This window comes from Neptunicella sp. (genome assembly GCF_048268085.1).
Taxonomy (GTDB): Bacteria; Pseudomonadota; Gammaproteobacteria; order Enterobacterales; family Alteromonadaceae; genus Neptunicella.
Genome location: NZ_JBLWWF010000020.1, coordinates 57,812 through 84,175, shown reverse-complemented (window position 1 = coordinate 84,175; position 26,364 = coordinate 57,812). Strand labels below are relative to the sequence as shown.

At 43.6% G+C, this 26,364-nt stretch carries 29 protein-coding genes; 20 read left to right on the top strand and 9 right to left on the bottom strand.

The features are described 5' to 3' along the window. Positions 1 to 67, top strand: a 67-nt coding sequence (locus tag ACTD55_RS15570; protein WP_201785216.1) for a hypothetical protein, incomplete at its 5' end; no start/stop codon positions are given. A gap of 213 nt (positions 68 to 280) precedes the next feature. On the opposite strand, the gene ACTD55_RS15565 is transcribed toward ACTD55_RS15570, so the two are convergent. Both ACTD55_RS15565 and ACTD55_RS15560 read right to left on the bottom strand, forming a co-directional pair. Continuing rightward, positions 281 to 1,819: a phage tail sheath family protein gene (locus ACTD55_RS15565; RefSeq protein WP_438865255.1), complete on the bottom strand. Its 1,539-nt coding sequence runs from the start codon at positions 1,817 to 1,819 to the stop codon at positions 281 to 283. Positions 1,820 to 2,109: 290 nt separating this feature from the next. Continuing rightward, positions 2,110 to 2,586 (bottom strand): YciI family protein, encoded by a 477-nt coding sequence (locus ACTD55_RS15560; protein ID WP_438865254.1) that lies wholly within the window; start codon positions 2,584 to 2,586, stop codon positions 2,110 to 2,112. Between the two features lie 131 nt (positions 2,587 to 2,717). Between ACTD55_RS15560 and ACTD55_RS15555 the strand changes: the two genes are divergently transcribed. After that, positions 2,718 to 3,770: an aldo/keto reductase gene (locus ACTD55_RS15555; protein WP_438865253.1), complete on the top strand. Its 1,053-nt coding sequence runs from the start codon at positions 2,718 to 2,720 to the stop codon at positions 3,768 to 3,770. Between the two features lie 49 nt (positions 3,771 to 3,819). On the opposite strand, the gene ACTD55_RS15550 is transcribed toward ACTD55_RS15555, so the two are convergent. The 3 genes from ACTD55_RS15550 to ACTD55_RS15540 all read right to left on the bottom strand — a co-directional run bounded on the left by ACTD55_RS15550 (position 3,820) and on the right by ACTD55_RS15540 (position 8,074). Continuing rightward, complete coding sequence (locus ACTD55_RS15550) at positions 3,820 to 4,593, bottom strand: hypothetical protein (protein WP_438865252.1); 774 nt, start codon at positions 4,591 to 4,593, stop codon at positions 3,820 to 3,822. A 241-nt stretch (positions 4,594 to 4,834) separates the two neighbouring features. Then, positions 4,835 to 6,922, bottom strand: coding sequence for an elongation factor G (gene fusA / locus ACTD55_RS15545; protein ID WP_438865251.1), 2,088 nt, complete (start codon positions 6,920 to 6,922; stop codon positions 4,835 to 4,837). A 225-nt stretch (positions 6,923 to 7,147) separates the two neighbouring features. Beyond that, complete coding sequence (locus tag ACTD55_RS15540; protein WP_438865250.1) at positions 7,148 to 8,074, bottom strand: mechanosensitive ion channel family protein; 927 nt, start codon at positions 8,072 to 8,074, stop codon at positions 7,148 to 7,150. A 202-nt stretch (positions 8,075 to 8,276) separates the two neighbouring features. Here ACTD55_RS15540 and ACTD55_RS15535 point away from each other — a divergent pair, with 202 nt between their 5' ends. Then, positions 8,277 to 9,023, top strand: coding sequence for a CPBP family glutamic-type intramembrane protease (locus ACTD55_RS15535; RefSeq protein WP_438865249.1), 747 nt, complete (start codon positions 8,277 to 8,279; stop codon positions 9,021 to 9,023). 27 nt (positions 9,024 to 9,050) lie between these two features. Here ACTD55_RS15535 and ACTD55_RS15530 read toward each other — a convergent pair whose 3' ends face one another. After that, a complete protein-coding gene (locus tag ACTD55_RS15530) occupies positions 9,051 to 11,273 on the bottom strand; it encodes an ATPase, T2SS/T4P/T4SS family (RefSeq protein WP_438865248.1) in 2,223 nt (740 codons plus the stop codon). A gap of 299 nt (positions 11,274 to 11,572) precedes the next feature. On the opposite strand from ACTD55_RS15530, the gene rpsJ reads away from it, so the two are divergent. The 15 genes from rpsJ (at position 11,573) to ACTD55_RS15455 (ending at position 19,514) form a co-directional block, all read left to right on the top strand. Next, positions 11,573 to 11,884 (top strand): 30S ribosomal protein S10, encoded by a 312-nt coding sequence (rpsJ, locus tag ACTD55_RS15525; protein ID WP_006012796.1) that lies wholly within the window; start codon positions 11,573 to 11,575, stop codon positions 11,882 to 11,884. Positions 11,885 to 11,900: 16 nt separating this feature from the next. Further along, positions 11,901 to 12,539 carry a 50S ribosomal protein L3 gene (gene rplC / locus ACTD55_RS15520; RefSeq protein WP_438865247.1) on the top strand — a complete coding sequence of 213 codons (639 nt, stop codon included), beginning with the start codon at positions 11,901 to 11,903 and terminating at the stop codon, positions 12,537 to 12,539. Positions 12,540 to 12,556: 17 nt separating this feature from the next. Beyond that, complete coding sequence (gene rplD, locus ACTD55_RS15515) at positions 12,557 to 13,162, top strand: 50S ribosomal protein L4 (protein WP_438865246.1); 606 nt, start codon at positions 12,557 to 12,559, stop codon at positions 13,160 to 13,162. Beyond that, positions 13,159 to 13,458, top strand: a complete 300-nt coding sequence (gene rplW, locus ACTD55_RS15510; RefSeq protein ID WP_416306358.1) for a 50S ribosomal protein L23 — start codon at positions 13,159 to 13,161, stop codon at positions 13,456 to 13,458. The genes rplD and rplW overlap by 4 nt, the downstream gene beginning before the upstream one ends. Positions 13,459 to 13,473: 15 nt before the next feature. Continuing rightward, on the top strand, positions 13,474 to 14,298 hold the full coding sequence (rplB, locus tag ACTD55_RS15505; protein WP_438865245.1) for a 50S ribosomal protein L2: 825 nt from the start codon (positions 13,474 to 13,476) through the stop codon (positions 14,296 to 14,298). A 15-nt stretch (positions 14,299 to 14,313) separates the two neighbouring features. Next, positions 14,314 to 14,592 (top strand): 30S ribosomal protein S19, encoded by a 279-nt coding sequence (gene rpsS, locus ACTD55_RS15500; protein WP_416306356.1) that lies wholly within the window; start codon positions 14,314 to 14,316, stop codon positions 14,590 to 14,592. 10 nt (positions 14,593 to 14,602) lie between these two features. Continuing rightward, a complete protein-coding gene (gene rplV / locus ACTD55_RS15495; RefSeq protein ID WP_438865244.1) occupies positions 14,603 to 14,935 on the top strand; it encodes a 50S ribosomal protein L22 in 333 nt (110 codons plus the stop codon). A 9-nt stretch (positions 14,936 to 14,944) separates the two neighbouring features. Then, a complete protein-coding gene (gene rpsC, locus ACTD55_RS15490) occupies positions 14,945 to 15,649 on the top strand; it encodes a 30S ribosomal protein S3 (protein ID WP_416306354.1) in 705 nt (234 codons plus the stop codon). A 3-nt stretch (positions 15,650 to 15,652) separates the two neighbouring features. Beyond that, complete coding sequence (rplP, locus tag ACTD55_RS15485) at positions 15,653 to 16,066, top strand: 50S ribosomal protein L16 (protein ID WP_438865243.1); 414 nt, start codon at positions 15,653 to 15,655, stop codon at positions 16,064 to 16,066. Then, entirely contained in the window at positions 16,066 to 16,257 is a 192-nt protein-coding gene (gene rpmC / locus ACTD55_RS15480) for a 50S ribosomal protein L29 (protein WP_416306352.1), read from the top strand. The genes rplP and rpmC overlap by 1 nt, the downstream gene beginning before the upstream one ends. Next, positions 16,257 to 16,517 carry a 30S ribosomal protein S17 gene (rpsQ, locus tag ACTD55_RS15475; protein WP_438865242.1) on the top strand — a complete coding sequence of 87 codons (261 nt, stop codon included), beginning with the start codon at positions 16,257 to 16,259 and terminating at the stop codon, positions 16,515 to 16,517. The genes rpmC and rpsQ overlap by 1 nt, the downstream gene beginning before the upstream one ends. A gap of 155 nt (positions 16,518 to 16,672) precedes the next feature. Then, positions 16,673 to 17,293, top strand: coding sequence for a paraquat-inducible protein A (locus tag ACTD55_RS15470; protein ID WP_438865241.1), 621 nt, complete (start codon positions 16,673 to 16,675; stop codon positions 17,291 to 17,293). Then, positions 17,265 to 18,206, top strand: a complete 942-nt coding sequence (locus ACTD55_RS15465) for an MlaD family protein (protein ID WP_438865240.1) — start codon at positions 17,265 to 17,267, stop codon at positions 18,204 to 18,206. The genes ACTD55_RS15470 and ACTD55_RS15465 overlap by 29 nt, the downstream gene beginning before the upstream one ends. Positions 18,207 to 18,320: 114 nt before the next feature. Continuing rightward, positions 18,321 to 18,887 (top strand): hypothetical protein, encoded by a 567-nt coding sequence (locus tag ACTD55_RS15460; RefSeq protein ID WP_438865239.1) that lies wholly within the window; start codon positions 18,321 to 18,323, stop codon positions 18,885 to 18,887. Positions 18,888 to 19,067: 180 nt separating this feature from the next. After that, positions 19,068 to 19,514, top strand: a complete 447-nt coding sequence (locus ACTD55_RS15455; protein ID WP_438865238.1) for a hypothetical protein — start codon at positions 19,068 to 19,070, stop codon at positions 19,512 to 19,514. A 31-nt stretch (positions 19,515 to 19,545) separates the two neighbouring features. Here the strand turns inward: ACTD55_RS15455 and purU are convergent, their stop codons facing one another. Both purU and ACTD55_RS15445 read right to left on the bottom strand, forming a co-directional pair. Then, on the bottom strand, positions 19,546 to 20,400 hold the full coding sequence (gene purU / locus ACTD55_RS15450; protein ID WP_438865237.1) for a formyltetrahydrofolate deformylase: 855 nt from the start codon (positions 20,398 to 20,400) through the stop codon (positions 19,546 to 19,548). 120 nt (positions 20,401 to 20,520) lie between these two features. Then, complete coding sequence (locus tag ACTD55_RS15445) at positions 20,521 to 21,279, bottom strand: class I SAM-dependent methyltransferase (protein WP_438865236.1); 759 nt, start codon at positions 21,277 to 21,279, stop codon at positions 20,521 to 20,523. A gap of 294 nt (positions 21,280 to 21,573) precedes the next feature. On the opposite strand from ACTD55_RS15445, the gene ACTD55_RS15440 reads away from it, so the two are divergent. Further along, positions 21,574 to 23,253 (top strand): methyl-accepting chemotaxis protein, encoded by a 1,680-nt coding sequence (locus ACTD55_RS15440; protein WP_438865235.1) that lies wholly within the window; start codon positions 21,574 to 21,576, stop codon positions 23,251 to 23,253. 5 nt (positions 23,254 to 23,258) lie between these two features. On the opposite strand, the gene thpR is transcribed toward ACTD55_RS15440, so the two are convergent. Then, on the bottom strand, positions 23,259 to 23,774 hold the full coding sequence (gene thpR, locus ACTD55_RS15435) for an RNA 2',3'-cyclic phosphodiesterase (RefSeq protein ID WP_438865234.1): 516 nt from the start codon (positions 23,772 to 23,774) through the stop codon (positions 23,259 to 23,261). A gap of 79 nt (positions 23,775 to 23,853) precedes the next feature. On the opposite strand from thpR, the gene hrpB reads away from it, so the two are divergent. Continuing rightward, complete coding sequence (gene hrpB, locus ACTD55_RS15430) at positions 23,854 to 26,304, top strand: ATP-dependent helicase HrpB (protein WP_438865233.1); 2,451 nt, start codon at positions 23,854 to 23,856, stop codon at positions 26,302 to 26,304. The last annotated feature ends 60 nt before the right edge of the window (positions 26,305 to 26,364 follow it).

Here is a 26,364-nt window from a genome sequence, read left to right as displayed (position 1 = left end):
ACGCTTCGCTATCCGTGAAGGTGGCCGTACTGTAGGTGCGGGTGTTGTAGCTAAAATCATCGAGTAATATCGATAGATTAGCGACACGCTAAAGAATAGAAAAGGCTCCTTCGGGAGCCTTTTTGCATTTTTAATCTCATCAATGTTTAAATTCAGGTAGATGTATCGAAAATAATGGTATCTATACGGATAGTGCTGTTACGCAGTGCATGTTCTAGCAGCTCTCCACAGTATTTTTAATAGTCAACATATTAGTTACTGCCTTCTACAATGATCATTATTATTTGGATGACATCACCTGTTCGACTTTAATAATGATAAATTCAGCAGGTTTTGTCATTGCAACACCTATTTGAACGATTAATTTTCCGTTCGCAACATCAATTGCGGTCATGGATTGGTTCAGACCCACTTTTACAAAGTAGGCCTGTTCGGGTTTAGCGCCGGTAAGCGCACCTTGCTGCCAAAGTTGGGTTAAAAAATTTTCAATCATCGACTGGGTTGTTAGCCACAATTTATGATCATTTGGCTCAAATATCAGGGTTTTTAATCCCTCACGCACCGATTGTTCAATCATCATTGTTGTGCGCCTGATGTTGATATAGCGCCATTGATTGTCATTGCCAGCAAGGGTTCGCGCTCCCCAAATCAATACACCCTGACCAACAAAACTGCGAATAGCGTTGATAGATTTACCGGAAGGATGAACGTTTAGATCTTGTTGCTGAGCATTACTAATGGATTGGCAAGGGCTAGTAACTGATGACAGCGGGATGTTGGCAGGGGCTTTCCATACGCCTCGGCTGTTATCCATCATGACAAACGCCCCGCAAACAGCACCGCTGGGCGGTAATAAATTTAACTTTTCGGAGATCCGGTTAGCCATTGCTGAATACAACGGGCTTAAATTCAATAATGCTTGCTGCAGTTGTTGCTGCTCAATGCGTTGAGTATGGTCTAGTAAGGCTAGATCCTGTTCAGCAATGGCATCAATGATAGATTGCAGCTGCCTTTGCCTAATCACAGCTTGTCTATTGGCTGTTCGATAATTTTCAGCTAATTCTATCAAGAGCAGTTTCTTTAAACTGGCAATGTTATAGAAATAGCTAAAATCAATTTCTTTGCTGCTGACAACAGTGGTATTTAACCAGGGATAATAGGCGGCGGAGTAGCTGAGGTCTGCGCCGTTGATATGATGGCGAAATACATCAATGCAGTTATCTGGCCAGGTATGGCTAAATTCGCAATCACCCTGAAAAATATCCAAAAGAGCAAAGTGCTTATCCGTGTTTTGAGAGCAATGTGCCAGCAGCGCTTGCTGTACAATTACACATTCGTTTAGATTGGCTAACGCAACGGCATCCGGTATCGCTATCAGTGAGATATTTGTTGTATTGGTTGTGGCTGAGAGTCCCGTCATTAATGCACTTGCGCTGATGCTATTGTGGTAGTCACCCACAGATACGATATAGCATTCACTGCCGCCATTATGAAAAAATAGCCGCAAACTCCGATACAGTAAAAAGTTAGTGGAATGTTGTGTCAGGCAGTAGCCTTTAGTTGCAACATCAACATCGGTCGCTTGGCCTGTTTTAACTGGGGTGATATTAAATTGATGAGCGGCATCACCACCAAAATACTGTTCAAATTCAAACAATGAGGTAATGTGTACCGGCATGTTGAGTAGCGAGCGTCCCTTCGCCTCGTGGCGCTGTGTATAGCCGATAAAGGCGGCTGTGCAGGTTGGTGATGGGGTTATACTGGGTGGCAAATGAGCAACTTCGTCAATGTAAACGCCTGGTGCTAGATATTCTGGCATTAGTCCTGTCCTTTATAAGCAGAGAAATACTCATTTGATAAGTGAACGGGTCAATTGAGGCTATTTCACTTAAACTCCCTAAAGGATAGTGGAAACATCGAAATAATGAGGGGCTTGTTTTACTTTATATCACTGCCAATTGAGATCACAGGCGCTTCGCCAGAAGATAGTCCGCTTTTAACCCTAAGTGTAATGTGCTGAAAAACAGGATAACGGTGTCACTAGGGGTGGTCATCATCGGATGTAACCAGTAAAGGCTGAATTCAACCGCTCTTACAGGACTGACTTATTCATTCAATTTGAGTTTTCTGGATACGTTTGTGCAGGTTATTGATTTCCATCAATGCCGCAGAGCCGTAATATTTACTTAACTCAAATTCAAAAATACCGGCTTGTACGGCGGGGTCGGTGCGAACCAGTTGTTCAGCTGCTTTCAAATCCGAAGTATTAAGAATTAACAATCCACGTTTGGGTCGAGATTCAATAAAGGGTCCAGCTAAAGCTAACTTCCCTGCATCAGCCAACCGTTTCATATTGGCAAAATGACCGGCAAATAATTGCTGACGTTGTGTTTCGTCGGTGATTTTATCATCCATGCTGCCGGTAGTAAGGATAACCATGACATAGCTTTTCATGCCGTATTGGTCAGCGCCTAGACGCATGGCCAATTCAGCATCATAGTCAGATTCGATAGATTGCTGCTGGCTAACTGCTAAAGTATTAAAACTAAAGACCACGGTAGCTAACAACAATATCAATTTACGCATTTTACTTACTCTTTTTGCAGATTAATGAGGTTAATTTAAGCACAGTGATATCAATAGCGTTAGTCCTTGTTGAATATTGTGTCCTGGTCACCATATACCAGTATTAGGTAACCAAAATATAAGGTGAATTAATGCAATATTCGACACTGGGTAGCAGCGGTTTAAAGGTTTCTCGTATCTGTTTAGGCACCATGACATGGGGTACACAAAATAATCAGCAGGATGCCAATCAACAAATGGAGTATGCGCTGGATAATGAGATTAATTTTATTGATACCGCCGAGATGTATTCCATCCCACCCAATGCTGAGTCTTATGGTAAAACTGAAACCATTATTGGTAACTGGCTAGCCGCCAATCCGTCACGTCGACAAGAGTTTGTGTTGGCGACTAAAATGGCTGGAAACGGTTTACCTTATATCCGTGGCGGCGGCGATATTAGTGGTGAAACGGTGATTCAGGCCGTTGACGATTCACTCAAGCGGTTGCAAACGGACCATATTGATTTGTATCAATTACACTGGCCTAACAGAACATCACCGCATTTTGCCAAGCACTGGCCGGGACAAATAGGATTTAGTACAGTCGATAGTGCGCAGCAATCAGTGCAAATGCTGGAGATTTTACAAGCCATCGATAGTTGTATTAAAGCAGGAAAAATCCGCCACTGGGGGTTATCCAATGAAACCCCCTGGGGGATTAACCAATACTTACGTTTAAGCGAGCAACAAAGTTTGCCTCGTCCGGTGTCGATTCAAAATGAATTTAATTTATTGCATAGCAAAGATTGGCCCTATGTCATTGAAAATTGTGTGCATGAAGAAGTGGCATATTTGCCATGGTCCCCGTTAGCAGGAGGAATATTAACCGGTAAATATATTAACAATGCCCGTCCTGAAGGAAGCCGCTGGACGTTAGTGCAGCGTAATGGCTTGTTCCGTGACACTGAGTTTTCACAGGCCGCTACTCAAGACTATATTGCGGTGGCGAATAAACATGGCTTAACCCCAGCTCAATTGGCACTGAGTTGGTGTAATCAGATAGATGGGGTTGGTTCTACTATTATTGGTGCGACGTCTTTGAATCAGTTGCAGGAAGATATCGCCGCTTTTGATATTGTGCTCAGTGAAGACGCGCTGGATGATATTCAGCAAGTGATGCGTCGTTATCCAATCCCTTTTTAATCACAATGCATTTGGGGTTCAGTTAAAGGGAGTCATTCGACTCCCTTTATTATTGAGGGGATGATACTGAATGAGGTGTAGAAAATTGTTTAGACAGGTTTTTAATCTGTTCTTCAAGTTGGTTTAGACGACTGGCCATGTTTTGATTATTCATAATCGCATTTGTCAGTTTACTGTTAACTTCTGAAACCTGTTTGCTGTTGGTATCTTGAGACAGTAACACCTGCTCTAAATCGTTCTTGAGAGTAGCCAAATCTCGTTGTAACGATCCAAACTGTTCTTGCATTGCCACAATACTGGTATTATTGGTGCTTAGGTCAGATTCCAATAACTGCGTTTTTTTCTGTAATTCACCAATTGGTTTGCTGGTACTTTTTAACTCTTTAGATAAATCCTGAATATCGGCTTGATTGCGACGCCACGCTGAAGCCCATAATTTATCCATTTGTTCCCATAACTGATCTGATTTTTCTGCCAACTGCTTCACTTTGGCTTGCAGTGCAATAGTTGATTCGCCCATTTCAGCTCCAGTATCGGACAACTTACGTTCTAGTTCTTCGATTCGTTGCTGTGAGCTATGTAGCTGTTGCTTTTGTAATTCACCCTGTTGATAGAGCCAACCACAGGCGCCACCAGCAGCAAGTACCAGCAAAAAGGTGAATATTGTCAGAGCCGAACTGGATTTACGCGGTGCTGCAATCTCGGTTTCTTTCGCTGGAACAGATTTGGTGGACGTTTTCTGCTGGTTACGTTGCCGTAAATAAGCTTCTTTATCTTCTTTATCTAGATAAATTTTGGGCGTATTTTCATCAAACTCGGACATAATTTTCCTTCACAACAGCTATTTATGAGTTACGTAATCAGTTCTGATTGGTTAATCATCGTTACTTTGTATTACCGCCAGTGGAGGCCAGTATCAAAGCTAAACAGAGTAAAGCCTATCATATTATCAATCGCCTGATTTTTAAAATAGACAATCCAAAATATTCATCGTTAGCGAACGGCAGATAATAAAAAACCCGGTGACTCACATCACCGGGTTTACTCGTTCGCTAAATCAAGTCTTATTTTTTAGCTGCTTTACGTTCTTTTTCTGCGGCAATAACGGCTTCAGATACGTTGGCAGGACATGGATTGTAGTGCGAGAACTCCATAGAGAACTGACCACGACCAGAGGTCATTGTACGCAAGCTTCCGATATAACCAAACATTTCAGATAGTGGTACGTCAGCTTTAATACGTACACCTGTTACGCCAGCTTCCTGATCTTTAATCATGCCGCGACGACGGTTTAAGTCACCGATAACATCACCAACGTGATCTTCAGGCGTGAACACATCCACTTTCATGATTGGTTCAATTAACTGTGGAGCAGCTTTTGGAATAGACTGACGGAATGCACCTTTAGCAGCGATTTCAAATGCAATTGCAGATGAATCCACGGCGTGGAAGCCACCGTCATACAATTCTACTTCTACATCCAATACTGGGAAGCCAGCCAAAGTACCTTCGTCCATCATGGTCTTGAAGCCTTTCTCAATCGCTGGGAAGAATTCTTTTGGTACGTTACCACCAACAACGGTAGAAACGAACTTGAAGCCAGAACCAACTTCACCAGGACGGATGCGGTAATCAATTTTACCGTACTGACCAGAACCACCAGATTGTTTCTTATGGGTGTATGAATCTTCAACAGCTTGAGTAATCGTTTCACGGTAAGCAACCTGCGGTTGACCCACGATCAAATCTACACCATAAGTACGCTTAAGGATGTCGACTTTAATATCCAAGTGTAATTCACCCATACCTTTAAGGATGGTTTCACCTGAATCTTCATCAGTCTCAACACGGAAAGACGGATCTTCTGCCACCATTTTACCGATAGCGATACCCATTTTCTCTGAGCCACCTTTATCTTTTGGTGCAACGGCAATTGAGATTACCGGCTCAGGGAATACCATGGCTTCCAGAGTACAAGGATGTTTAATGTCACATAATGTGTGACCGGTTTGAACGTTCTTCATACCGACGATAGCGATGATGTCGCCAGCGTGAGCGCTGGTTAATTCGTTACGTTCATCAGCCTGCATCTCCACCATACGACCGATGCGTTCGGTTTTGCCGGTAGCTGAGTTAAGGATGGTATCACCCTTGTTTAATTTACCAGAATAGATACGTACGAAGGTCAGGGCGCCGAAACGGTCATCCATGATTTTAAATGCAAGTGCACGTAATGGCTCATCAACAGATACCAGAGCGTGTTCGCCAGTCTCGTTACCTTCTTCATCGGTTAACGGCTGAGGATCAACTTCTGTTGGGCTAGGCAAATAGTCAACAACAGCGTCCAATACTAATTGAACACCTTTGTTTTTAAACGCAGAACCACAGTAAGTCGGGAAGAAATCCAATTTACGGGTACCGTTACGGATACAACGCTTCAGATCTTCAATAGACGGCTCTTCACCATCCATGTAAGCCATCATTAGGTCGTCATCTTGCTCAACAGCAGTTTCAACCAGCATTTCGTGATATTCGTTAACTTTATCAACCATATCAGCAGGAACGTCTTTAATTTCATAGTTTTCTGGTAAACCAGTGTCATCCCAAACATAGGCTTGTTTGGTCAATACATCGACTACACCTACGAAATCTTCTTCGATACCGATTGGTAAGGTCATCACTAATGGATTAGCACCTAGGACGCGTTTAACTTGATCAACTACGCGATAGAAGTCAGCGCCCATACGATCCAGTTTGTTGACGAAAATAACCCGTGCTACTTCAGAATCGTTAGCGTAACGCCAGTTGGTTTCTGATTGTGGTTCAACACCACCAGAACCACAGAATACGCCGATACCGCCATCAAGTACTTTTAAAGAACGGTAAACTTCAACAGTGAAGTCAACGTGCCCAGGAGTATCGATAACGTTGAAGCGGTGATCTTTCCAGAAACAGCTAACTGCTGCAGACTGAATAGTAATACCGCGCTCAGCTTCCTGTTCCATAAAGTCAGTAGTAGATTCACCATCGTGAACCTCACCGGTTTTATGGATCTTACCGGTTAACTTCAAAATACGTTCAGTAGTAGTGGTTTTTCCTGCATCAACGTGCGCGAAAATACCGATATTTCTATAATGGGATAAGTCTGTCATTGCTTCACTCAATAAGTCAGGATCAAAAATTGCGCGACAGTATACAGGAAAAATGATTTGGATACCTTTTTTCCGTGTTAAAAATCGTACGAATTTATAAAAATTGTTGAATTCAGGGGAAATTTACCGATTTAATTCGGTTGTTTCTTTAGCTGTATCCATAAATTTGCGCGCAGTATAAATATTCAGCAATTATAAAGATAGCTTTGTGACGCATATCTCTGATTAATTTTCGTTGAATTTAGGCAACGCCACTTTTTCTTGTCGGTTATCTTCGAGCAATTGCTGCTTTTGTTTTTCCGCAAACCATAATTGCATAAAGTCCGCAGTCAGTTTTTGTTCTATTTCCAGCGCCTGTTCCGTTGGGCAAAAAATAGTAATTTCGGTATGAGTGTCGCCTAAATTCGACGTGCTGATATGGATCGTTGTTTCAGGACCCGCAATCCGCACTTCAAGGCGCTTTTCGATTATCTGGTTATAGCGTATGGCTACATCATGGAAATGTTCGCAATATTTTATTGCCCGCTCTTTTAATGTGTCGATAAAAACAAAAGGATTAACGCTCATGTCGCGGGTAATTACAAAGTGATGGGAGACATAGCGCTTTAGGAAGTTCAGATTTTTGATTGGATTATTAATAAGCTGACTATTAGGTAAGAAAACCGTTTTACCAGTAAAACTATAATCTTCAATGTCGACTTCCAATATTGTCATTTTGGCCCAATCAGTCGCGCTGACTTCGCCACATTGATTTCCGATTTGGACCCAGTCTCCGACGCGAAATGGTCGAGTTGATGCAATATATATAAAACCAATCAGGCATTGGATAAATTCGCGGGTGGCTAACACAATCGCGACAACGAAGGCTGCGATTGAAAAAGCGAATTTTTGTAACTCGGCAGCCCAAAAATTGAGTAGGACAATAATGATTAAAAAATTCAGCAGATTCTTAAAGCTGTTGACTAAATAACGTTTGTCTTTACCTTTTTTCTTGGCTCTTTTTTTAATTAAACTGACCAAAAGGTACTTCACTGACATCGTGACAATGATGATAAAAATTGACGCAAGCAATTTGTATTGGGCAATAAGCTCTAACATGTTGGGTACCACCGGAGAAATAAACTGAATAATGATGCAGAGCAAAGTATTCATTAATATTGGCTTTCATTATCACCGAGATTATCCCCGCAGATATGATGACCAAATTCGACAAACAGAGAATGGTAATACTTGTGGATCAGGAAGCCAAATTAATTCCTTATAAAGGTCATAGTGATGCTTGTCATAAATAGTTCACTCAGTATTCACGATTTATTCGTTAAACTGTCACATGTTGTCGGTCGAGCATCTGTTGATGCCGGTTTATGTCCGATATTATTTCAGTTCGGAACCTTTATTTATTGTGCCGTTTAGTGATCACTATTTTTTCTGCAAAATACGCTCAATCTTATTGAATAAGCGTTTTAGTCGCTGGTTGGAGTTTTTGCTGCTTTTTTGCCTGATACCCGCCGTATTAATTGCTAACCGAACCGCTCTGATAAGTCTCGTTATTCCTTGTTTAATTGTTGTCGGCGGATATTGTGGTGCGGTGTTGTGGTTTGACCCCAAATTCAAACGTAAACGTTTGGGCCGTTTGTCTGATGTACGCAAATATCGACAGTATTTGCACGTTAGCTTCACGTTTTGGGGGCTTATTGTGGTGTTTGCCTGCTGGTACGGGATGCCTGATTTATTTCTTTCGCTCCCAATACAGCAACCTTATATTTGGTTAACAACTCTGTTGTTATATCCGATATTATCTGTAATCCAGCAGGAATTAATATTCAGAACATTTTTCTTTCACCGCTTTAAGCAATTGTTTCCAGGCAAAACCTTACGGGTCGCATTGTCTACATTATGCTTTTCGATGTTACATAGCCTGTATGGAAACTGGATAGCGGTGACGGTATCTGCGTTGGGTGGTTTGTTATTTGGACTGACTTATCTCAACACGAAGTCCACACTGATTGTGGTTATTCAGCACAGTGCCTGGGGATTACTATTACTTACTAGTGGAGTCGGAAACTATTTTAATAGCGATATGCTCAATACCGTCCAATAAATCTGGGATAAGTAATGCCGAACAATATTATTCGGCACCACTAATGATTTGCAATTGCGCAACGTCAGTATCACCTTTAAGCACTTTGTAGATACCATCTTGAGTCAGGGTACGCATACCGTCTTGCATGGCTTGTGCTTTCATATCATGCACAGACGCTTCTTTATAGACGAGTGAACGTAATCCACCGGTCATGGACAATAATTCATGTACGCCGGTACGGCCTTTATAGCCGGTGTCACCACACTCATCACAACCTTTGCCACGATATAGCTGCAAATTATCCAGATCAATTTCATCCAGATAGTCGTTGCCGTATTGACGACGAATAAAGGCAATATCATCTTCAGATGCTGGATGTTTTTCTTTGCAATTAGGACAAATAGTACGGATTAAACGTTGGGCTAAAATCCCTACACATGCATCGGAGAAGTTAACTGGATCCAAACCAAGGTCGAGTAAACGAGTAATGGTTTCCGGGGCCGAATTGGTGTGCAAGGTGGATAATACCAAGTGACCAGTCAGTGAGGCTTCAATACCGGCGTGGGCGGTTTCTTTATCCCGCATTTCCCCAATCAGGATAATATCGGGGTCAGCCCGCAAGAATGCCCGTAAGGCATTAGCAAAGGTAAAACCGATTTTAGGGTTTACTTGAACTTGCTGTAATCCAGGTTGGGTAATCTCCACCGGATCTTCAGCTGTCCAGATTTTCTTGTCGGGAGTATTCAAGTCACCTAACACGGCATGCAAAGTGGTGGTTTTACCCGAACCTGTGGGGCCAACAACCAATAATATGCCATGCGGTTTTTTGATCATTTCCTTAAGCATGCCCATGTTGCGTGGGGACAAATTCATTTTTTCCAGTGGCATCGCACCGCCAGATGCCAAAATCCGCATGACGACACCTTCACCGGCCACGGTGGGGATGGTCGCGACCCGCACTTCCACTAACTGGCCGGACATTTTAACGGCTATTTTGCCGTCTTGAGGAACGCGCTTTTCGGCGATGTTCAGATTCGACATGATTTTAATACGAGCAATAACCGCGCTGTGGTGTGAGGCAGGGACCTGAGTAATATCTCTACACACGCCATCGACTCTCATTCTGACTCGAGTCGGGGCATTTTTTTCCGGGTCCACATGAATATCCGATGCGTTCAAACGTTTAGCATCATGCAATATACGGCTGACTAAACGCACCACCGCCGGTGCATCATCAGACATCTCGTCATGGCCGTCTTCCTGAACTTCAGTGCTGGTGCCAATTTCATCCAGAATGTCATCCATTGCGCCAGGTGCACCGCCATTACCACTGCCGGCGCCTAGATATTGCAGAATAGCATTGGGTAATCCTACGCAAATTTCATAGCTTTCTATTCCTAGGGCGCTCTCTATCTCCATTAATAAGGCGGCGTTATTCGGCTCGGCCATCAGTACCATTGGATTGTCCGAGGCGTCGGACACCACTGCCACGAGATTGCGTTTCAAATAGGAAGAATTTAAGCGACTGTCACTTTGGTATAAATGGTACTTATCCGGATTGAAGGGGATATAAGGCACTTGATAATGGATCGATAACGCATGACCGATATGTTCCTCGGAAATCCGCTGCTCTGAAATCAGTCGTTGAATCAATTGGCGAGTATCTTTACTGCTATCGACTAACTTCTTTAGTTCTCCTTCCTGAATAAGATTGCTATGGATAAGATATTGAAAAGGCTGTTGAGTACCGCCCAATTCATAGCGAAACTTATTACCGATGATTTTGGTTAGGTCTTGCGCGATATCCAAATCGGCATCATCGAAATCGCCTTTGCGTTTATTAATAACCTGCAAAACACCAAGTAATACACCTGAGTTTAAAATGGGTACACATAATATATTACGGGTTTTAAACGAACTGGTTTTATCGAACTTACCTTCAAACCGTAAACGTTGATGGATGGCACTGAGTTCTTCAGCATCATAGGGATTTGCAATCATTAACGGCAATTGCGCCAAAGCAACATAACCAGCGATAGACTGGGGACTAATTGGTACTTTTATCTCTCGGGTTTCCGAGCCGGTTTTAAAACGGGCTACTAAATCCTGATTTTGCCGACGTCGCTGGAAGATACTCATGCGCTCGGCATCAAACAAACTTAGCACCACAGCCTCTAGCTTCTGATAGGCATCCATCAACGAGGGATGGGATCCTAATAACCTATCGACTTTTTCAAGCTCTTGCTGTTTTCTCGGTGTTTCTAGCATGTTTATCCGTTGAATCATGTGCTTAGCCAATTACACTACTATAATCGACGCAACGGGTAGTTAACACTATTGATTTGTGATTAACGTTAAATAATCACATTTAGTGTTGCAAGGTTAAACAACTTCTGTATAATTCGCGTCCGCTATCAGCAATGGTAGCGGGAATTGTTGTCTTTTGAAGGCACAATTATCAATTTACAGCGTCCCGATATGGGACTGTCGATTATTCACGCATCCCCCCTAGCGACAATGGTAGGTGGTGGGTGTTTATTTTTGTTCTTTCGATTGGAGCTTGGTCGATGCCAAATCAAAGAATTCGTATTCGTTTGAAAGCGTTTGATCACAAGTTGATCGATCAGTCTACGGCTGAAATCGTTGAAACTGCCAAACGCACTGGTGCGCAAGTAAGTGGACCTATTCCGCTTCCTACACGCAAAGAGCGTTATACGGTGCTGACTTCACCTCACGTGAATAAAGATGCACGTGATCAATATGAAATCCGCACTCATAAGCGTCTAGTTGATATCATTGAACCTACTGATAAAACAGTAGATGCATTGATGAGATTGGATCTGGCTGCCGGTGTTGATGTTCAAATCAGCCTGGGCTAATTAGAGGGTTTTAACAATGGCGATTGGTCTAATCGGTCGTAAAGTGGGTATGACACGCATCTTCACTGAAGATGGTGTATCTATCCCCGTGACTGTTATCGAAGCGGCCCCTAATCGTGTTACTCAGTTACGTACTGAAGAAACCGATGGGTATCGCGCGCTACAAGTGACCGCTGGCACTAAAAAAGCTAACCGCGTAAATAAAGCTGAAGCAGGACATTTTGCTAAAGCTGGCGTGGAAGCAGGCCGTGGTTTGTGGGAGTTCCGTTTGGACGGCACTGAAGGTGAAGGCATAGAAGTTGGCAGTGAAATCACTGTTGAATTATTTGCTGAAACCAACAAGGTTGACGTTATCGGTACTTCTAAAGGTAAAGGTTTTGCAGGTGCAATCAAGCGTTGGAACTTTAGTCACCAACGTAATACACATGGTAACTCTTTGTCTCACCGTGCTCCTGGCTCGATTGGTCAAAACCAATCTCCAGGTAAAGTTTTCAAAGGCAAAAAAATGGCAGGTCAGCTTGGTAACGAGCGTGTCACTGTTCAGTCTTTGGAAGTAGTACGTGTTGACGCCGAACGTAATCTTCTGTTGATCAGAGGTGCAGTTCCAGGCGCAACAGGTGGCGATGTTATCGTTAAACCTGCAGTTAAAGCGTAACGTTCGGGAGATCGGTGATGGAATTAGTATTGAAAGACGCTAAAGGCGCTCTTGAAGTATCCGAAGCTACTTTTGGACGTGAGTTTAACGAAGCATTGGTACATCAAGTTGTTGTCGCTTTTGGCGCCGGCGCTCGTCAAGGTACCCGTGCACAAAAAACACGTTCTGAAGTAAGCGGTGGCGGTAAAAAGCCATGGCGTCAAAAAGGAACTGGTCGTGCCCGTGCGGGTACTATCCGTAGTCCTATCTGGCGTTCAGGTGGCGTAACATTCGCTGCTAAAAATCAGGATCACAGTCAGAAAGTAAATAAAAAGATGTACCGTGGTGCGATCAAAAGCATCCTGTCTGAATTAGTACGTCAAGATCGTCTGATTGTGGTAGAAAAATTCGCTGTCGAAGCACCAAAAACCAAAGAGTTGATTGCTAAACTTAATGAGTTGGAGCTTAACGACGTGCTTATCGTGACTTCTGAAGTTGATGAGAACCTGTTCTTGTCTGCACGTAACTTGTACAAAGTTGACGTGCGTGACGTAGCCGGTATCGACCCAGTAAGTTTGATAGCTTTTGAAAAAGTGTTGATGACTGCTGATGCAGTGAAGCAATTAGAGGAGACGTTGGCATGATTAGCGAAGAACGTCTATTGAAAGTGGTGTTAGCACCACATGTTTCAGAAAAAACTACTCTGGCTGCTGAAAGCAACACTGTTGTCTTCAAAGTATTGAAAGATGCGAACAAAAACGAAATCAAGCAAGCGGTTGAAAAACTGTTTGAAGTTGAAGTTGATTGTGTTCGCACCGTTAACGTGAAGGGTAAAACCAAGCGTAGCGGTATGCGTTTCGGAAGACGTAAAGACTGGAAAAAGGCTTACGTTGTACTGAAAGAAGGTCAAGACATCGACTTCGTCGGTGGCGCTGAGTAACAGGAGCATATTGTCATGGCATTAATGAAAGCTAAGCCAACTTCTCCGGGTCGTCGCCACGTCGTTCAGGTGGTCAACCCGGATTTGCACAAAGGCGCGCCATACGCCCCTTTGTTGGAAAAAAACAGCAAGTCTGGTGGTCGTAATAACCATGGTCGTATTACCGTGCGTCACGTTGGTGGTGGTCATAAGCAACACTACCGGGTAATTGACTTCAAACGTAACAAAGATGGCGTTCCAGCCAAAATTGAACGTTTGGAATACGATCCTAACCGTTCTGCCAATATTGCACTGGTTTTGTATGCTGACGGTGAACGCCGTTACATCCTTGCCCCTAAAGGTGTAAAAGCTGGCGATACGGTTGTTTCAGGTTCTGATGCACCGATCAAAGCAGGTAATACTTTACCAATGCGCAACATTCCAGTGGGTACTACGGTACACGCGGTTGAAATGAAGCCAGGTAAAGGTGCGCAAATTGCACGTTCTGCTGGCGCTTATGTACAAATCTTGGCACGTGACGGGGCTTATGTCTCATTACGTTTACGCTCTGGTGAAGTACGTAAAGTTCAGTCTGATTGCCGCGCCACTATTGGCGAAATCGGTAATGCAGAACACATGCTGCGTTCATTAGGTAAAGCGGGTGCCACTCGTTGGAGAGGTATTCGTCCAACGGTTCGTGGTGTAGCAATGAACCCTGTAGATCACCCACATGGTGGTGGTGAAGGTCGTACCTCTGGTGGCCGTCATCCTGTATCACCTTGGGGTAAACCTACTAAGGGCGCTAAAACCCGTAAAAATAAGAGTACGGATAAGTTCATCGTACGTCGTCGTAACAAGTAATAGCGAGGATTCACCATGCCACGTTCTCTCAAGAAAGGTCCTTTTATTGACCTGCACTTGCTGAAGAAGGTAGAGACTGCGGTGGAAAAGAGCGATAAAAAACCAATTAAGACTTGGTCACGTCGCTCTATGATCATTCCAGATATGATTGGATTGACCATTGCAGTCCATAACGGTCGCCAGCACGTTCCTGTATTTGTCAGTGACGAGATGGTCGGTCATAAATTGGGCGAATTTGCGCCAACGCGTACTTACCGTGGCCATGTCGCGGATAAGAAAGCCAAGAAACGATAAGGGGTAGAATATGGAAGCTTTAGCTAAACATCGCTTTGCCCGCACGTCGGCTCAAAAGGCTCGCTTGGTTGCGGATCAAATTCGCGGTTTACACGTTGAACAAGCGTTGGAAGTTTTGACTTACAGTCAGAAAAAAGCAGCTGAACTGATTAAAAAGGTTCTGGAATCTGCGATTGCCAATGCTGAACATAACGAAGGCGCTGATATCGACGAACTTACCGTCGCTAAAGTCTTTGTTGACGAAGGTCCTACCATGAAGCGTATTAAGCCTCGTGCGAAAGGCCGTGCAGATCGTATCTTTAAGCGTAGCAGTCACATCACAGTCGTTGTGGCTGATAACTAGGAGAAGGTTATGGGACAGAAGGTACATCCTACAGGTATACGCCTGGGTATCAGCAAACCATGGACATCTACCTGGTACGCTAATACTAAAGAATATGCAGATAACCTGTTTAATGATCATCAGGTACGTAAATTCCTTAGCAAGGAACTGAAAAGTGCTTCAGTTTCTAAAATTGTTATCGAACGTCCAGCCAAGAGCATCCGTGTGACTATTCACACTGCGCGTCCTGGTGTGGTTATCGGTAAGAAAGGGGAAGACGTCGAGAAATTACGCAAGCATGTGTCTAATTTGGCTGGTGTTCCAGCACAAATTAACATCTCTGAAGTGCGTAAGCCTGAATTAGATGGTCAGTTGGTTGCCGATAGCATCGCTAGCCAGTTAGAGCGTCGTGTTATGTTCCGTCGTGCCATGAAGCGCGCCGTGCAAAACGCAATGCGAATTGGTGCTCAAGGTATCAAAGTTGAAGTTAGTGGCCGTTTGGGCGGAGCAGAAATTGCACGTTCAGAATGGTATCGTGAAGGTCGTGTACCACTACACACTTTCCGTGCTGATATCGACTACGCTACCTCTGAAGCGAATACCACTTACGGTATCATCGGCGTTAAGGTTTGGATCTTCAAAGGTGAAGTATTGGGTGGCTTGCCTACTCATGAGCAGCCAGCTGCTCCTGCACCTAAGAAGAAAAAAGGCCGCGCTGCGAAGCAAGGGGGCTAAGAAATGTTACAACCAAAGCGTACGAAATTCCGTAAACAGCATAAAGGTCGTAACCGTGGTATGGCCGTTGCTGGCGGTAAAGTGAGTTTCGGTACTTTCGGCTTAAAAGCCGTTGGCCGTGGTCGTATGACTGCACGCCAAATCGAAGCCGCTCGTCGAGCCATGACTCGTGCTGTTAAACGTCAAGGTAAAATCTGGATTCGGGTTTTCCCTGACAAGCCTATCACTGAAAAACCTCTTGAGGTTCGTCAGGGTAAAGGTAAAGGTAACGTCGAGTATTGGGTATGTCAGATTCAACCGGGTCGTGTGTTATACGAAATGGAAGGTGTTCCAGAAGAAGTAGCACGTGAAGCGTTTGGACTGGCTGCAGCGAAATTGCCATTTAAAACAACCTTTGTAACTCGGACGGTGATGTAATGAAAGCGACAGAACTGAAAGACAAAAGCGTAGAAGAGCTTAACGCAGAGTTGTTAAAGCTGCTTCGCGAACAGTTCAATCTGCGCATGCAACACAGTACTGGTCAGATGGAAAAAACTGATCAGATCAAAAAGGTGCGTCGCAGTATTGCTCGCGTTAAAACCATTTTGACTCAGAAGGCAGATGCGTAATGACTGAACAAACTGTTCGTACAGTACAAGGTCGTGTAGTCAGTAACAAAATGGAGAAATCTATTGTTGTTGCGATTGAGCGTCGAGTAAAGCACCCCGTTTACGGTAAGTACATTACTCGTACCACTAAATTACACGCCCATGATGAAACTAATCAGTGTAATGAAGGCGATGTTGTCACTTTGCGTGAATGTCGTCCTCTATCCAAGACTAAGACTTGGGTACTGGTAGATATCATCACTAAAGCTAAAATAATTTAATTATTATTTAAGTGTGATAAGAAAAAGGGCGCTTTCCGCAAGGTTAGCGCCTTTTTTGATCCTGAAGTCTCATCATTTTAGCAAGTGTTGTTTGAATTTGTTCTAGGTTTCCCGCACAGTAGTCGTTGCCATACCATTGTTATGGGATTACGGAATTGACCCAAATACTCTGTCCACAATGCAGTACTATTCAGGATTATCGACCGCCACAAGACGGTGAGTCGCTGCAATGTTGTTGTTGTGAGCACGTACTGGTTAAAACAGTACGCGGTAATAATATCCCCGCTCTAATACTAACCTTGTCTGCCCTTATTCTTTATATTCCCGCCAATATTTACCCTATTATGACGATGACTTATTTAGGTCGTAGTAATGAAACCACTATTATGGGCGGGATTATTAATTTATATGAAAGTGATATGTATGGCTTGGCTGCGTTAGTGTTTATGGTCAGTATCATTGTGCCAATCGCCAAAATTCTGGTGATGTTATTTCTGTTATTTGTATCTCCCTTACATTCCCCTTTGTCACATCTTGCCCATCATCGTTTATGGCGATTTGTGGAACGGATTGGGCCATGGTCAATGCTTGATGTATTTTTAGTGGCTATATTGGTTGCTTTGGTCAAGCTGCAAGATATGGCCAGAGTGGAGCCTGGTCCTGGCATTGTCGCCTTTGCGGGAGTCGTACTGCTAACGTTAATCGCCTCGCAAGTCTTGGATAGCCGCTTACTATGGAAAAACAAACATGACACAGACAGCTCAAGCAGTCATTAAATCTAACGGTAAGTATATCTGGTTGTGGTTGGTACCGGTCTTGGCCATCGCTATTGTCGCGTTAATTGTGTGGCGTAATTTACCGGCAAATGGCGTGTCTATTTCGCTGTATTTCAAAGATGCCAATGGACTTAAAGAGAAGCAGACCAAATTGTTATATCGAGGTTTAGAGGTGGGGTATCTCGAACATTTGAGCTTATCTGCCGACAAGCTGCAAGTTAAAGCTCAAATGCAGGTGGATCAAAGTATTGCAGGCTTACTCAAACAGGGGACTCAGTTTTGGATAGTAAAACCACAGATTGGGTCAACGGGGATCTCCGGGATAAATACCTTGGTTTCTGGTCCTTACATCACTTTTTCAGCTGGTAATGGTGAAGCGCAAAAAGAATTTCAGGCCTTGCAAACCGAACCTATTGAACAAGATGAAGGGTTAAAATTTACGCTACGTAGCGAATTACGCAGTAGCATTTCCCCAGGGGATAATCTGTACTACAAACAAGTACCAGTGGGAAAAGTCTATGCATACCAGCTTTATAGTGACCACATTTTATTCTATCTACAGATAAAGCCCGATTATCAGGTGTTGCTGCGCAGCAATAGCCGTTTTTGGGAGCAAAGTGGGTTGGAATTCGACATGGGATTACTCGGCGTGTCGGTTTCTACTGCACCACTCATGAGTTTGCTAAGTGGGGGCATTAGTTTTGCCACACCAGTCAAATACGGTGAGGAAGTTAACGAAGGATATCAATTCATACTTGAAGAAGATGGTGATGAGGATTGGCTAAAATGGCAACCCAAGATCTCCTTGGATGAACATATTATTCGAGAAAGTGGTCAGCAGGATAATCCGTCAAGCTTTGTGCCCAAAACCTTGCAGTCTGGCGTTGAAACACCGGATAAAGGAAAAGGTTAGCCCACCAATATCCGATGTAATACATAATTAGGAGTGATTTTTTATACTTATTAAATTTACAAATTAGCTTACTATCGATGCATGACTTTTAACCGATGTACTGATGGTGGATATATGGCAGGTAGATTATTATTGCTAGTGTTATTATACCCCTCAGCATGTTTGGCCGAAATCCAATTTTGGCAGAGCGGTATCGATTGGTTGCAATCCAATCTGCAAGATCAGACCGAAATGAGTTTTAATCATAATGAATTTAACTATGATGGCATAACTGAGCAAAATGCTGCGTTAGATGTTAAGCAGATTATTGGTTCTCGTCTGGTATTTAGTACGTCGCTGTTTATTCACCGTCAACATCTGCAAAGCGGTGTATGCAAGCAAAATATTGCTATCACCGAATATCAAATCATGCCCCAATTTCAGTTACAAACTCACATGGCACTTGGGGTTGGAATACGCGGAACTATTGATTCTCAGATGAGCTTTGCCCAGGATCAGCAAATTCAACTGGAAAATCAAAGACAATGGTTTGTGCGGTTATCGTTAAGTGCTAATGATTCTGTTGAATACGGTGTGAAGTATTCATCTACATTGCTGGACGCCCATGATTTTTCCCCCCTTCGTCAAACGAGTTCGTTTACCGATAATGCACTGAGTATTTTTTATCATAGCCGTTTTTGAAAGGTGGCTTCGGTAAGCGTGAAAAAACGTCAATATATCCTGATGTGCTGCATGATATTGAAGGCTGCACAATCATCGTTTATGCCTTTTAGCTAATTTGAACTACATTAATCGGATAGCGATGTGTTTTGGGCGATTAGCAGGATTAGCAGGACGATATTTTCAAGATTGGAATAACACATGTTTGAACAACACGGTAATTATACTCTTTACAGTGAGCACAATATTATTATTTTTAGGGCGGTTGGCGCCTGGAATATAGAGGCCACACGTAACGCTACCAGTAAAATAAAAGCAATTGTAGACGCGATACCAACCGAGACTCATGCTTTTATCTTTGACACTCATCAGGTGGAAGGGATGACACCTGACAGTTATATCGAATGGACCAATGCGGTTAATTACTGGCTAAGCAAAGGATTTAAAGCGTTGGTTAGAATTGATGATGCGGAGTCGGCCAATTACAAACTCTTTATTCAGGGGTTTGATGTTTATTTACGTGAACTTATACCTTTCACTTTCGCAGATAATATTCAAGGCGCGCTCAACTGGGTGCATCAATTAGGTTTTAAGGGCTTTGAAAACGGACTGAATGTAATAGGGCAAACAAGTGACTATGAAAGCTAGTTAACCGTTTAATAATCACTTGCAGAGGATATTAGGCAAATACCACCGTTTTGTGCTGATGAATAATCACTCTGTCTTCGAGATGATAACGTAACCCGTTAGATAGTGCGGTTTTTTCACAGTCCTTGCCTTTGCGAACCATATCTGCGGCGCTGTCATTATGACTGATACGTATCACTTGCTGTTCGATAATGGGTCCTTCATCCAAATCTTTAGTCACATAATGGCAAGTCGCTCCAATCAACTTAACCCCTCTATCATAGGCTTGTTGGTATGGCTTGGCTCCGGCAAATGAAGGTAAAAAGCTGTGATGAATGTTGATTGCTTTACCCGCCATTTTACGGCACAGGTTATCCGGTAAAATTTGCATAAAACGAGCGAGCACAGTCAAATCAATTTGATAGTTTGCTAACAAACGTTCAATTTCGGCAAAGGCCTGTTGTTTAGACTGATTGGTAAAGTCGACGAAATGGAATGGAATCGCATACCAGTCGGCAAATTGTTTCATCTTGGCGTGATTGGCAATAATACAGGGAATATCGCAATTTAGTTCACCACTATGCCAGCGGTGCAGAATATCCACCAGACAATGAGACTCATGACTCGCCAATAGGGCGACTTTTTGTTTTTCTGACGAATCACTCATCTGCCAGTTCATTTGATATTGATCAGCGATAGGTGCAAAGGCTTCTGCAAAATTAGCCTTGGCTAAATTAAATGAATCAGCCTTGATTTCATGTCGCATAAAAAAACGACCGGCTTGTTGATCGGTATGGTGATTAGCTTCGACGATGGTGGCGCTGTGATCAGCTAAAAATCGGCTTACAGCAGCGACCAAGCCTAGCTGATCAGGACAATCTATAACGAGTTTGAAAGTTTGTTGCATGAGTTTCCATTTGCTCGGGAGCAAAACTAAGTAATAAATCCGAGGATGTTTAGCAAAGCCTACTCATTCGTAGCGGCCGAGTAAATATGCTTTAGAACTAAAGTGATTGAAATAGTTATATCAATCACTTTTCTGGGGGGTAAATATCATTACAACTCGGCTGGTTTTACCTCGCACAGTTTTATCCCACATTGGTACGTTCAACGGATCGCTGGGGTTATGCAAAAAATCGGCTTCACCAATAAGTTTAAATCCCCACTCTTTCATTTTGTGTCGAATAATGGCCGGATCAATACGATGTAATGTTTCTCCCGCCTCTGTTCCGCTTCCAGCAGGGGCAATATGGTCTACCAAGCCCAATATACCATTATGTTTGAGCGCCTTGAGTAACCGAGTCATAAATACTTGATCATCAATTTTACCCCAGCCGCTTTTTTCATCGATGTGGTATAAATCATGAAAACTGAGAATAAACAAAATACGGTCATAATGGTTGTCGGGCAAATCCAGCTGATTGGCATCCTGCATTAATTGAGTCACATTGGCTAACCGATTGTCCGCATAGCGTGCGTTGATTTTATCCTCACCAACAAATTGAATATAAGGGCCATTGTTATGTGCATCGACGTGACCCGCAGGGCCAACAATTCTGGCAGCCAGTTCGGTGTAGTACCCACTCCCCGAAAATACGTCTAATACTTGCTGACCAGCTTGTAAATCAAAAAAAGTTAGCACTTTTTCAGGGCGTCGAAGATTGTCTCGAAGACGGTCTTCAGCCGGCCGATCAGGGTTATCTATTGCCTGTTGAATCAGGTCGTCTGCTAACGTCGCCAAAGGCATTAGCAAGCTGCAAAAAAGCATTAACGGTTTGATGTTCATATTTTTCTCAAAGGTTAGTTAATATCAATTTGTGTGTGAGTTCTAACACCACCAAGTTCAACGCGCTTTAGTCAATTTGCAATGAAAATTCCACCACTTGCAGGTTTACGGTGACGAATGTGGCAATAATCCGGATAGATTTGAGTCTTATATGATAGAAAAATTGTTTATTTATGTGCCACTATGGGATGATTAATTGCTGAAATTCAATAACCAATAACCAATAACTCAACTGCAGGTCAGCTGGGCCGTTAAGCATAATAACGTCATTAAATAACGAGACCACGAGAGCATATGAATCAATTTATCAACAATTTGTCGTTGCGAACAAAATTAATGAGTATCGTCGGCATCTTAAACCTGCTACTGGTCATGAGTTGTGCCTATGCCATTTATTCGATGGCAATGATAGGGAAAGAACTGGAAAAAATCGCGGAACATAATATTAAATTGACCGAGCAGTTAACGCTTACCACAGTTGAACAGCTGGAACAGGTTGTTTTGTTTGAAAGAGCCAGTCATTACGGTGCGATTATGCAACACACCAGTGATGCCGAACCCCGATTTAATCGCACTCAAGAGGGTTTCCATTCTTCGTCGACAAAAATCACCGATATTTTGAAACAGGCTGAGAAATTGGCTCAACAGGCCTTGTTGTCCGATGGTACGTCGGCAGAAAAAGCACTAAGGCCAATCTTAGATGGGCTGACCAAAGTGGCCACCAATCATCAGGCATTTACTAAACATGCTCAACAGGTGTTTAATTTTTATAGCCAAAATCAGCAAAAACAGGCTGAACAACATGCTTTGCTCGTTGAACAAGAAGCAGATGAGATAGATCAAACCTTGGATGCCCTGTTAATTAAAGTTGAGGCATTGACCTTGGACAGTGTGGATATTGCGCATCAGCATGAGTCAACATCTGCATGGGTCATGCTGGTTGTTATTATCGTTAGTGTTATTTTTGGGGTCTCTTTAGGGCTGTATGTGACCAATATGATCCTGCGTGCTATTCGGCAGACTATTGTTACTGCATCCGGAGATCTCAGTCAGGAAATCATAGTCGATAGTGCCGATGAAATTGGTGAACTAAAAGCGGCCATGAATGGGATGCGCTTAAAATTACTGGGGATGTTGGGGCAAATTTCCGGTACCACCTCACAACTTTCGGCTGCGTCGGAACAGATGTCAGTAGTGACTCGCCAAACGAGTCAGATAATTGATTCTCAGCATCAGGAAACGTCGATGATTGCTGCTGCAATTAACGAAATGTCTACCACAGCCCAGCAAGTTGCCGAGAGTGTTAATCTGACTGCGCAAGCCGCCTATGAGGCCACCGACGCAACCAAGAAAGGTTCTGATATTGTTAAACAGGGAATAGCACAAATTAATCGTTTAGCTAAACAAGTGGAAACATCAGCCCTAACAATAAACGAAGTTGGTAAGCAGTCTGAAACGATTAATACCGTGTTGGAGGTCATTAAGGGCATCGCCGATCAGACCAATCTACTCGCATTGAATGCCGCTATTGAAGCAGCAAGAGCCGGTGATCAGGGGCGTGGCTTTGCCGTGGTGGCCGATGAAGTAAGGACATTAGCTAGCCGTACTCAAAAATCCACTGATGAAATTAATAGCATGATCGAAAAACTGCAGTCGGGTTCGCAGCAGGCCGTAAGTGTCATGCAACAAAGTCAGGATGAAGCAAAAGCGGCTGTCGATTTTTCGGTCGACACCAGCCAGGCGCTCGATACAATTGCTCAGGCGGTGGAAAAAATTAGCCATAATGCTAGCCATATTGCTAGTGCGGCCACTGAACAGGGGGCAGTGGCCGAAGAGATTAATAGCAATATTGTCAGGCTTAATGAGATGTCAAATCAAACCGCTGAAGGCGCAGAAGAAACCGCCACCGCGACTGACGAATTAACCCGCATGGCAGTGGAATTACAGGGGATTGTTGAGCAGTTTAAGGTTTAACCGGGTCAGTCTAGAGACCAGCTAGCGCGACGTTGATAACTGACTCCATGACGAGATGAAACTGATTCAAATAAATGGAACTGGTCAAAATGACAAGTGAACGCGGGTTCAATTAGGGCCGCCGGAGGGTTTTGCGAACACTTCCTAAATAATGTCAGGTGTGGGATATAAGGTCGTTTTTGCAGATCAATATGGCATTGGTGCACAATTCGGGTCAGGGTATCAACGAGTAAATCTAATTGGGCTGGCGTCTGTTCAGCACCTAACCATAAGGCTTTAGGTTTCGGCCAGTAACCTATTTGATTGAGTGTCACGGTAAAACCAGGCAGGTCTTGCAGCTGTTGAATATTTTGATAGAGCTGGTTTATTTGGTGTTGCTCAAGTTGGCCTAAAAAGAGCAGGGTCAGATGAAAATTTGTCATGGGCACTGGACCTTGCAGCGAGGCGAAGTTTCTCTCTCGCCAATCTTCAATGGCCAATTTAGTTTGACTATCAGGCTCTAGCCCCAGAAAGCAGCGCATTATAAACTCCTTAGGCTGATTGATAATGACAATGTTATCATAACGGCCATCTATCATTGCATACGCTATTAAATATCCCTTGTTACCCATTGAATCCATTCTTTCTCCATTACAGCAATCCTTGATGAACCAAGATGTGATTTTGGTGGCGCCTCCCGGCGCTGGCAAATCCACGTGTCTACCGTTGCATTTATTGCGCTTGGGTCAGTTTCAGCACAAAAAAATGATTATGTTGCAGCCTAGACGCATTGCAGTGCGCAGTATTGCGACTTACTTGGCCGAACAGCTTAATGAGCCCGTAGGTAAAACAGTAGGCTATCGTATGCGCGGTGAGAATAAGGTCAGTGCGGATACGCGATTAGAAATTGTCACTGAAGGTATTTTATTGCGCATGTTGCAAAATCAGCCGGAATTACCTGAGGTTGGATTAATCCTGTTTGATGAATTTCATGAGCGCAGTATTTATGCGGATTTCTCGTTGGCATTATGTTTAGAAGTAAAACAGGCATTGCGGGATGATTTGCGTTTGCTGGTAATGTCTGCCACGTTAGATATTCAGGCGCTACAAAGGCTCATTCCCGACGCAGCATTATTACAATGTGAGGGACGTAGTTATCCTGTCGAAATTTATTATCATCCTGATACTTCCAATCAGCCATTATCAGCGAAAATCATCCGGCTAGTGCAATTGGCGCTGCAAAACCATACTGGCAGCATATTGGTGTTTTTACCTGGAGCGCGGGATATTCGAGATGCCGAACGTGCTTTAACGTCGATGGTGTCTGTCAATGTGCAGGTGCACTGTTTATATGGTGAGTTATCCAAACAAGCGCAATTACAGGCCATTGCTGTCTGCCAGCCAGGGCAGCGTAAGATTGTGCTGGCGACTAATATTGCCGAGACCAGTTTAACTATCGACGGAATAGAAGTGGTTATCGACAGTGGTATCGAGAAGACCGCGCAGTTTCACTTGTCTAAAGGGATCACTCAACTGGTTTCGCAACGCATATCACAATCGTCAGCCACCCAGCGCGCAGGGCGAGCTGGTCGATTAGCACCCGGTGTCTGTTATCGTCTATGGAGTCGTGAACAACAGGATCGGATGGCGACTCAAGCAGAAGCTGAAATACTTAATAGTGAACTTGGTTCTTTTCTGTTGGAAGCCAGGGTGTGGGGGACTGACATACGTGAACTCGCTTTGATTGATATGCCATCGGATGCGCAAATTCAACAAGCCAATCAGTTGTTGACTGACTTGAAAGCAGTTGATGGACAAGGAAAATTAACCGCTCATGGCCGAGCGTTACAGCAGATGGGTGGGCATCCATCGATGGCCAATATGCTAGTTAACAGCCAAGGTATTAGCCCCGCGCACCAGAGTTTAGCCGCAGCGATCGCCGCTTTGCTCGAACATAAAGATCCCCTCAAGCATAGTGATACGGCGCAACTGCAACTCCGTCTGCAATATTGTCAACAAAATAAGCAGCATGCTGTTTGGCAGTCCATTCGCCATTGGCACCAGCGCTTAAACGTTACCATGCAAGATTGGCCGGTAGACGATAGTGCCTTGCTACTTGCCTATGCGTATCCCCAATGGATAGCCAAGCGACGTGCCAATGGCGGTTTTTTACTGGCAAATGGCAGTGGTGCCCGATTGCATCAAGATGATCCGATGGCGGCACAGCCCTGGCTGGTGATAGGTTCAATGCTGAGTACCGACAAACAGCAGGGGGATGCACAAATCACTTTAGCGGAGCCGATCAGTCTAACCCAGCTTCAACACCATTTTAGCCATCTTATTCAATCGGATTTTTACTGTGAATGGGAGGATTCAAAGCAAGCGGTTGTTGCTCAGCAACGTCAAGTACTAGGGAAAATTGTTTTATCTAGTCATCCTGTGAATCAACTGGAACAACATTATCTCGATCAGCTCTGGCAACAAGTTATCGCGCAAAAAGGAATTAACAACCTGCCTTTTAATGATGCGACGTGGCAGTTAATTTATCGAATACGGTTGGCGCAGCAGCTCACCCCCGCTGAAAATTGGCCGGATATGAGTGAGCAAGGTTTGCTTGATGACCTAGCACAATGGTTATTACCTTATTTAACTAAAGTCATGAACTGGAAACAATTTAGTCAGCTCAATTTCGCTGAGATGCTGTTAAATCGATTAGACTGGCCATTACAGCAAATCTTGAACAGCACTTTTCCAATCCGCTATACCGTCCCCAGCGGCACGGATATTAAGCTTGATTACCGGCCCGAAGGTGAAGTGATTTTGGCGGTACGGATGCAAGAACTGTATGGGATGCGGGAAACGCCAACATTGGCTAACGGCAAGTTGGCAGTGCTGGTTGAGCTATTGTCTCCCGCTCATCGGCCCATCCAGAAAACTCGTGATTTGGCCGGTTTTTGGCAAGGAAGTTATAAAGAGGTGCAAAAAGAAATGAAAGGCCGTTATCCCAAGCATTATTGGCCAGATGATCCTGCCAATGCGCTGGCCACCACAAAAACGAAAAAATTTATGTGACTGCAATCATTCAGTAGAAACGTTACAATCAGCTTCGCTATTTTAGCGACACAACCTGCT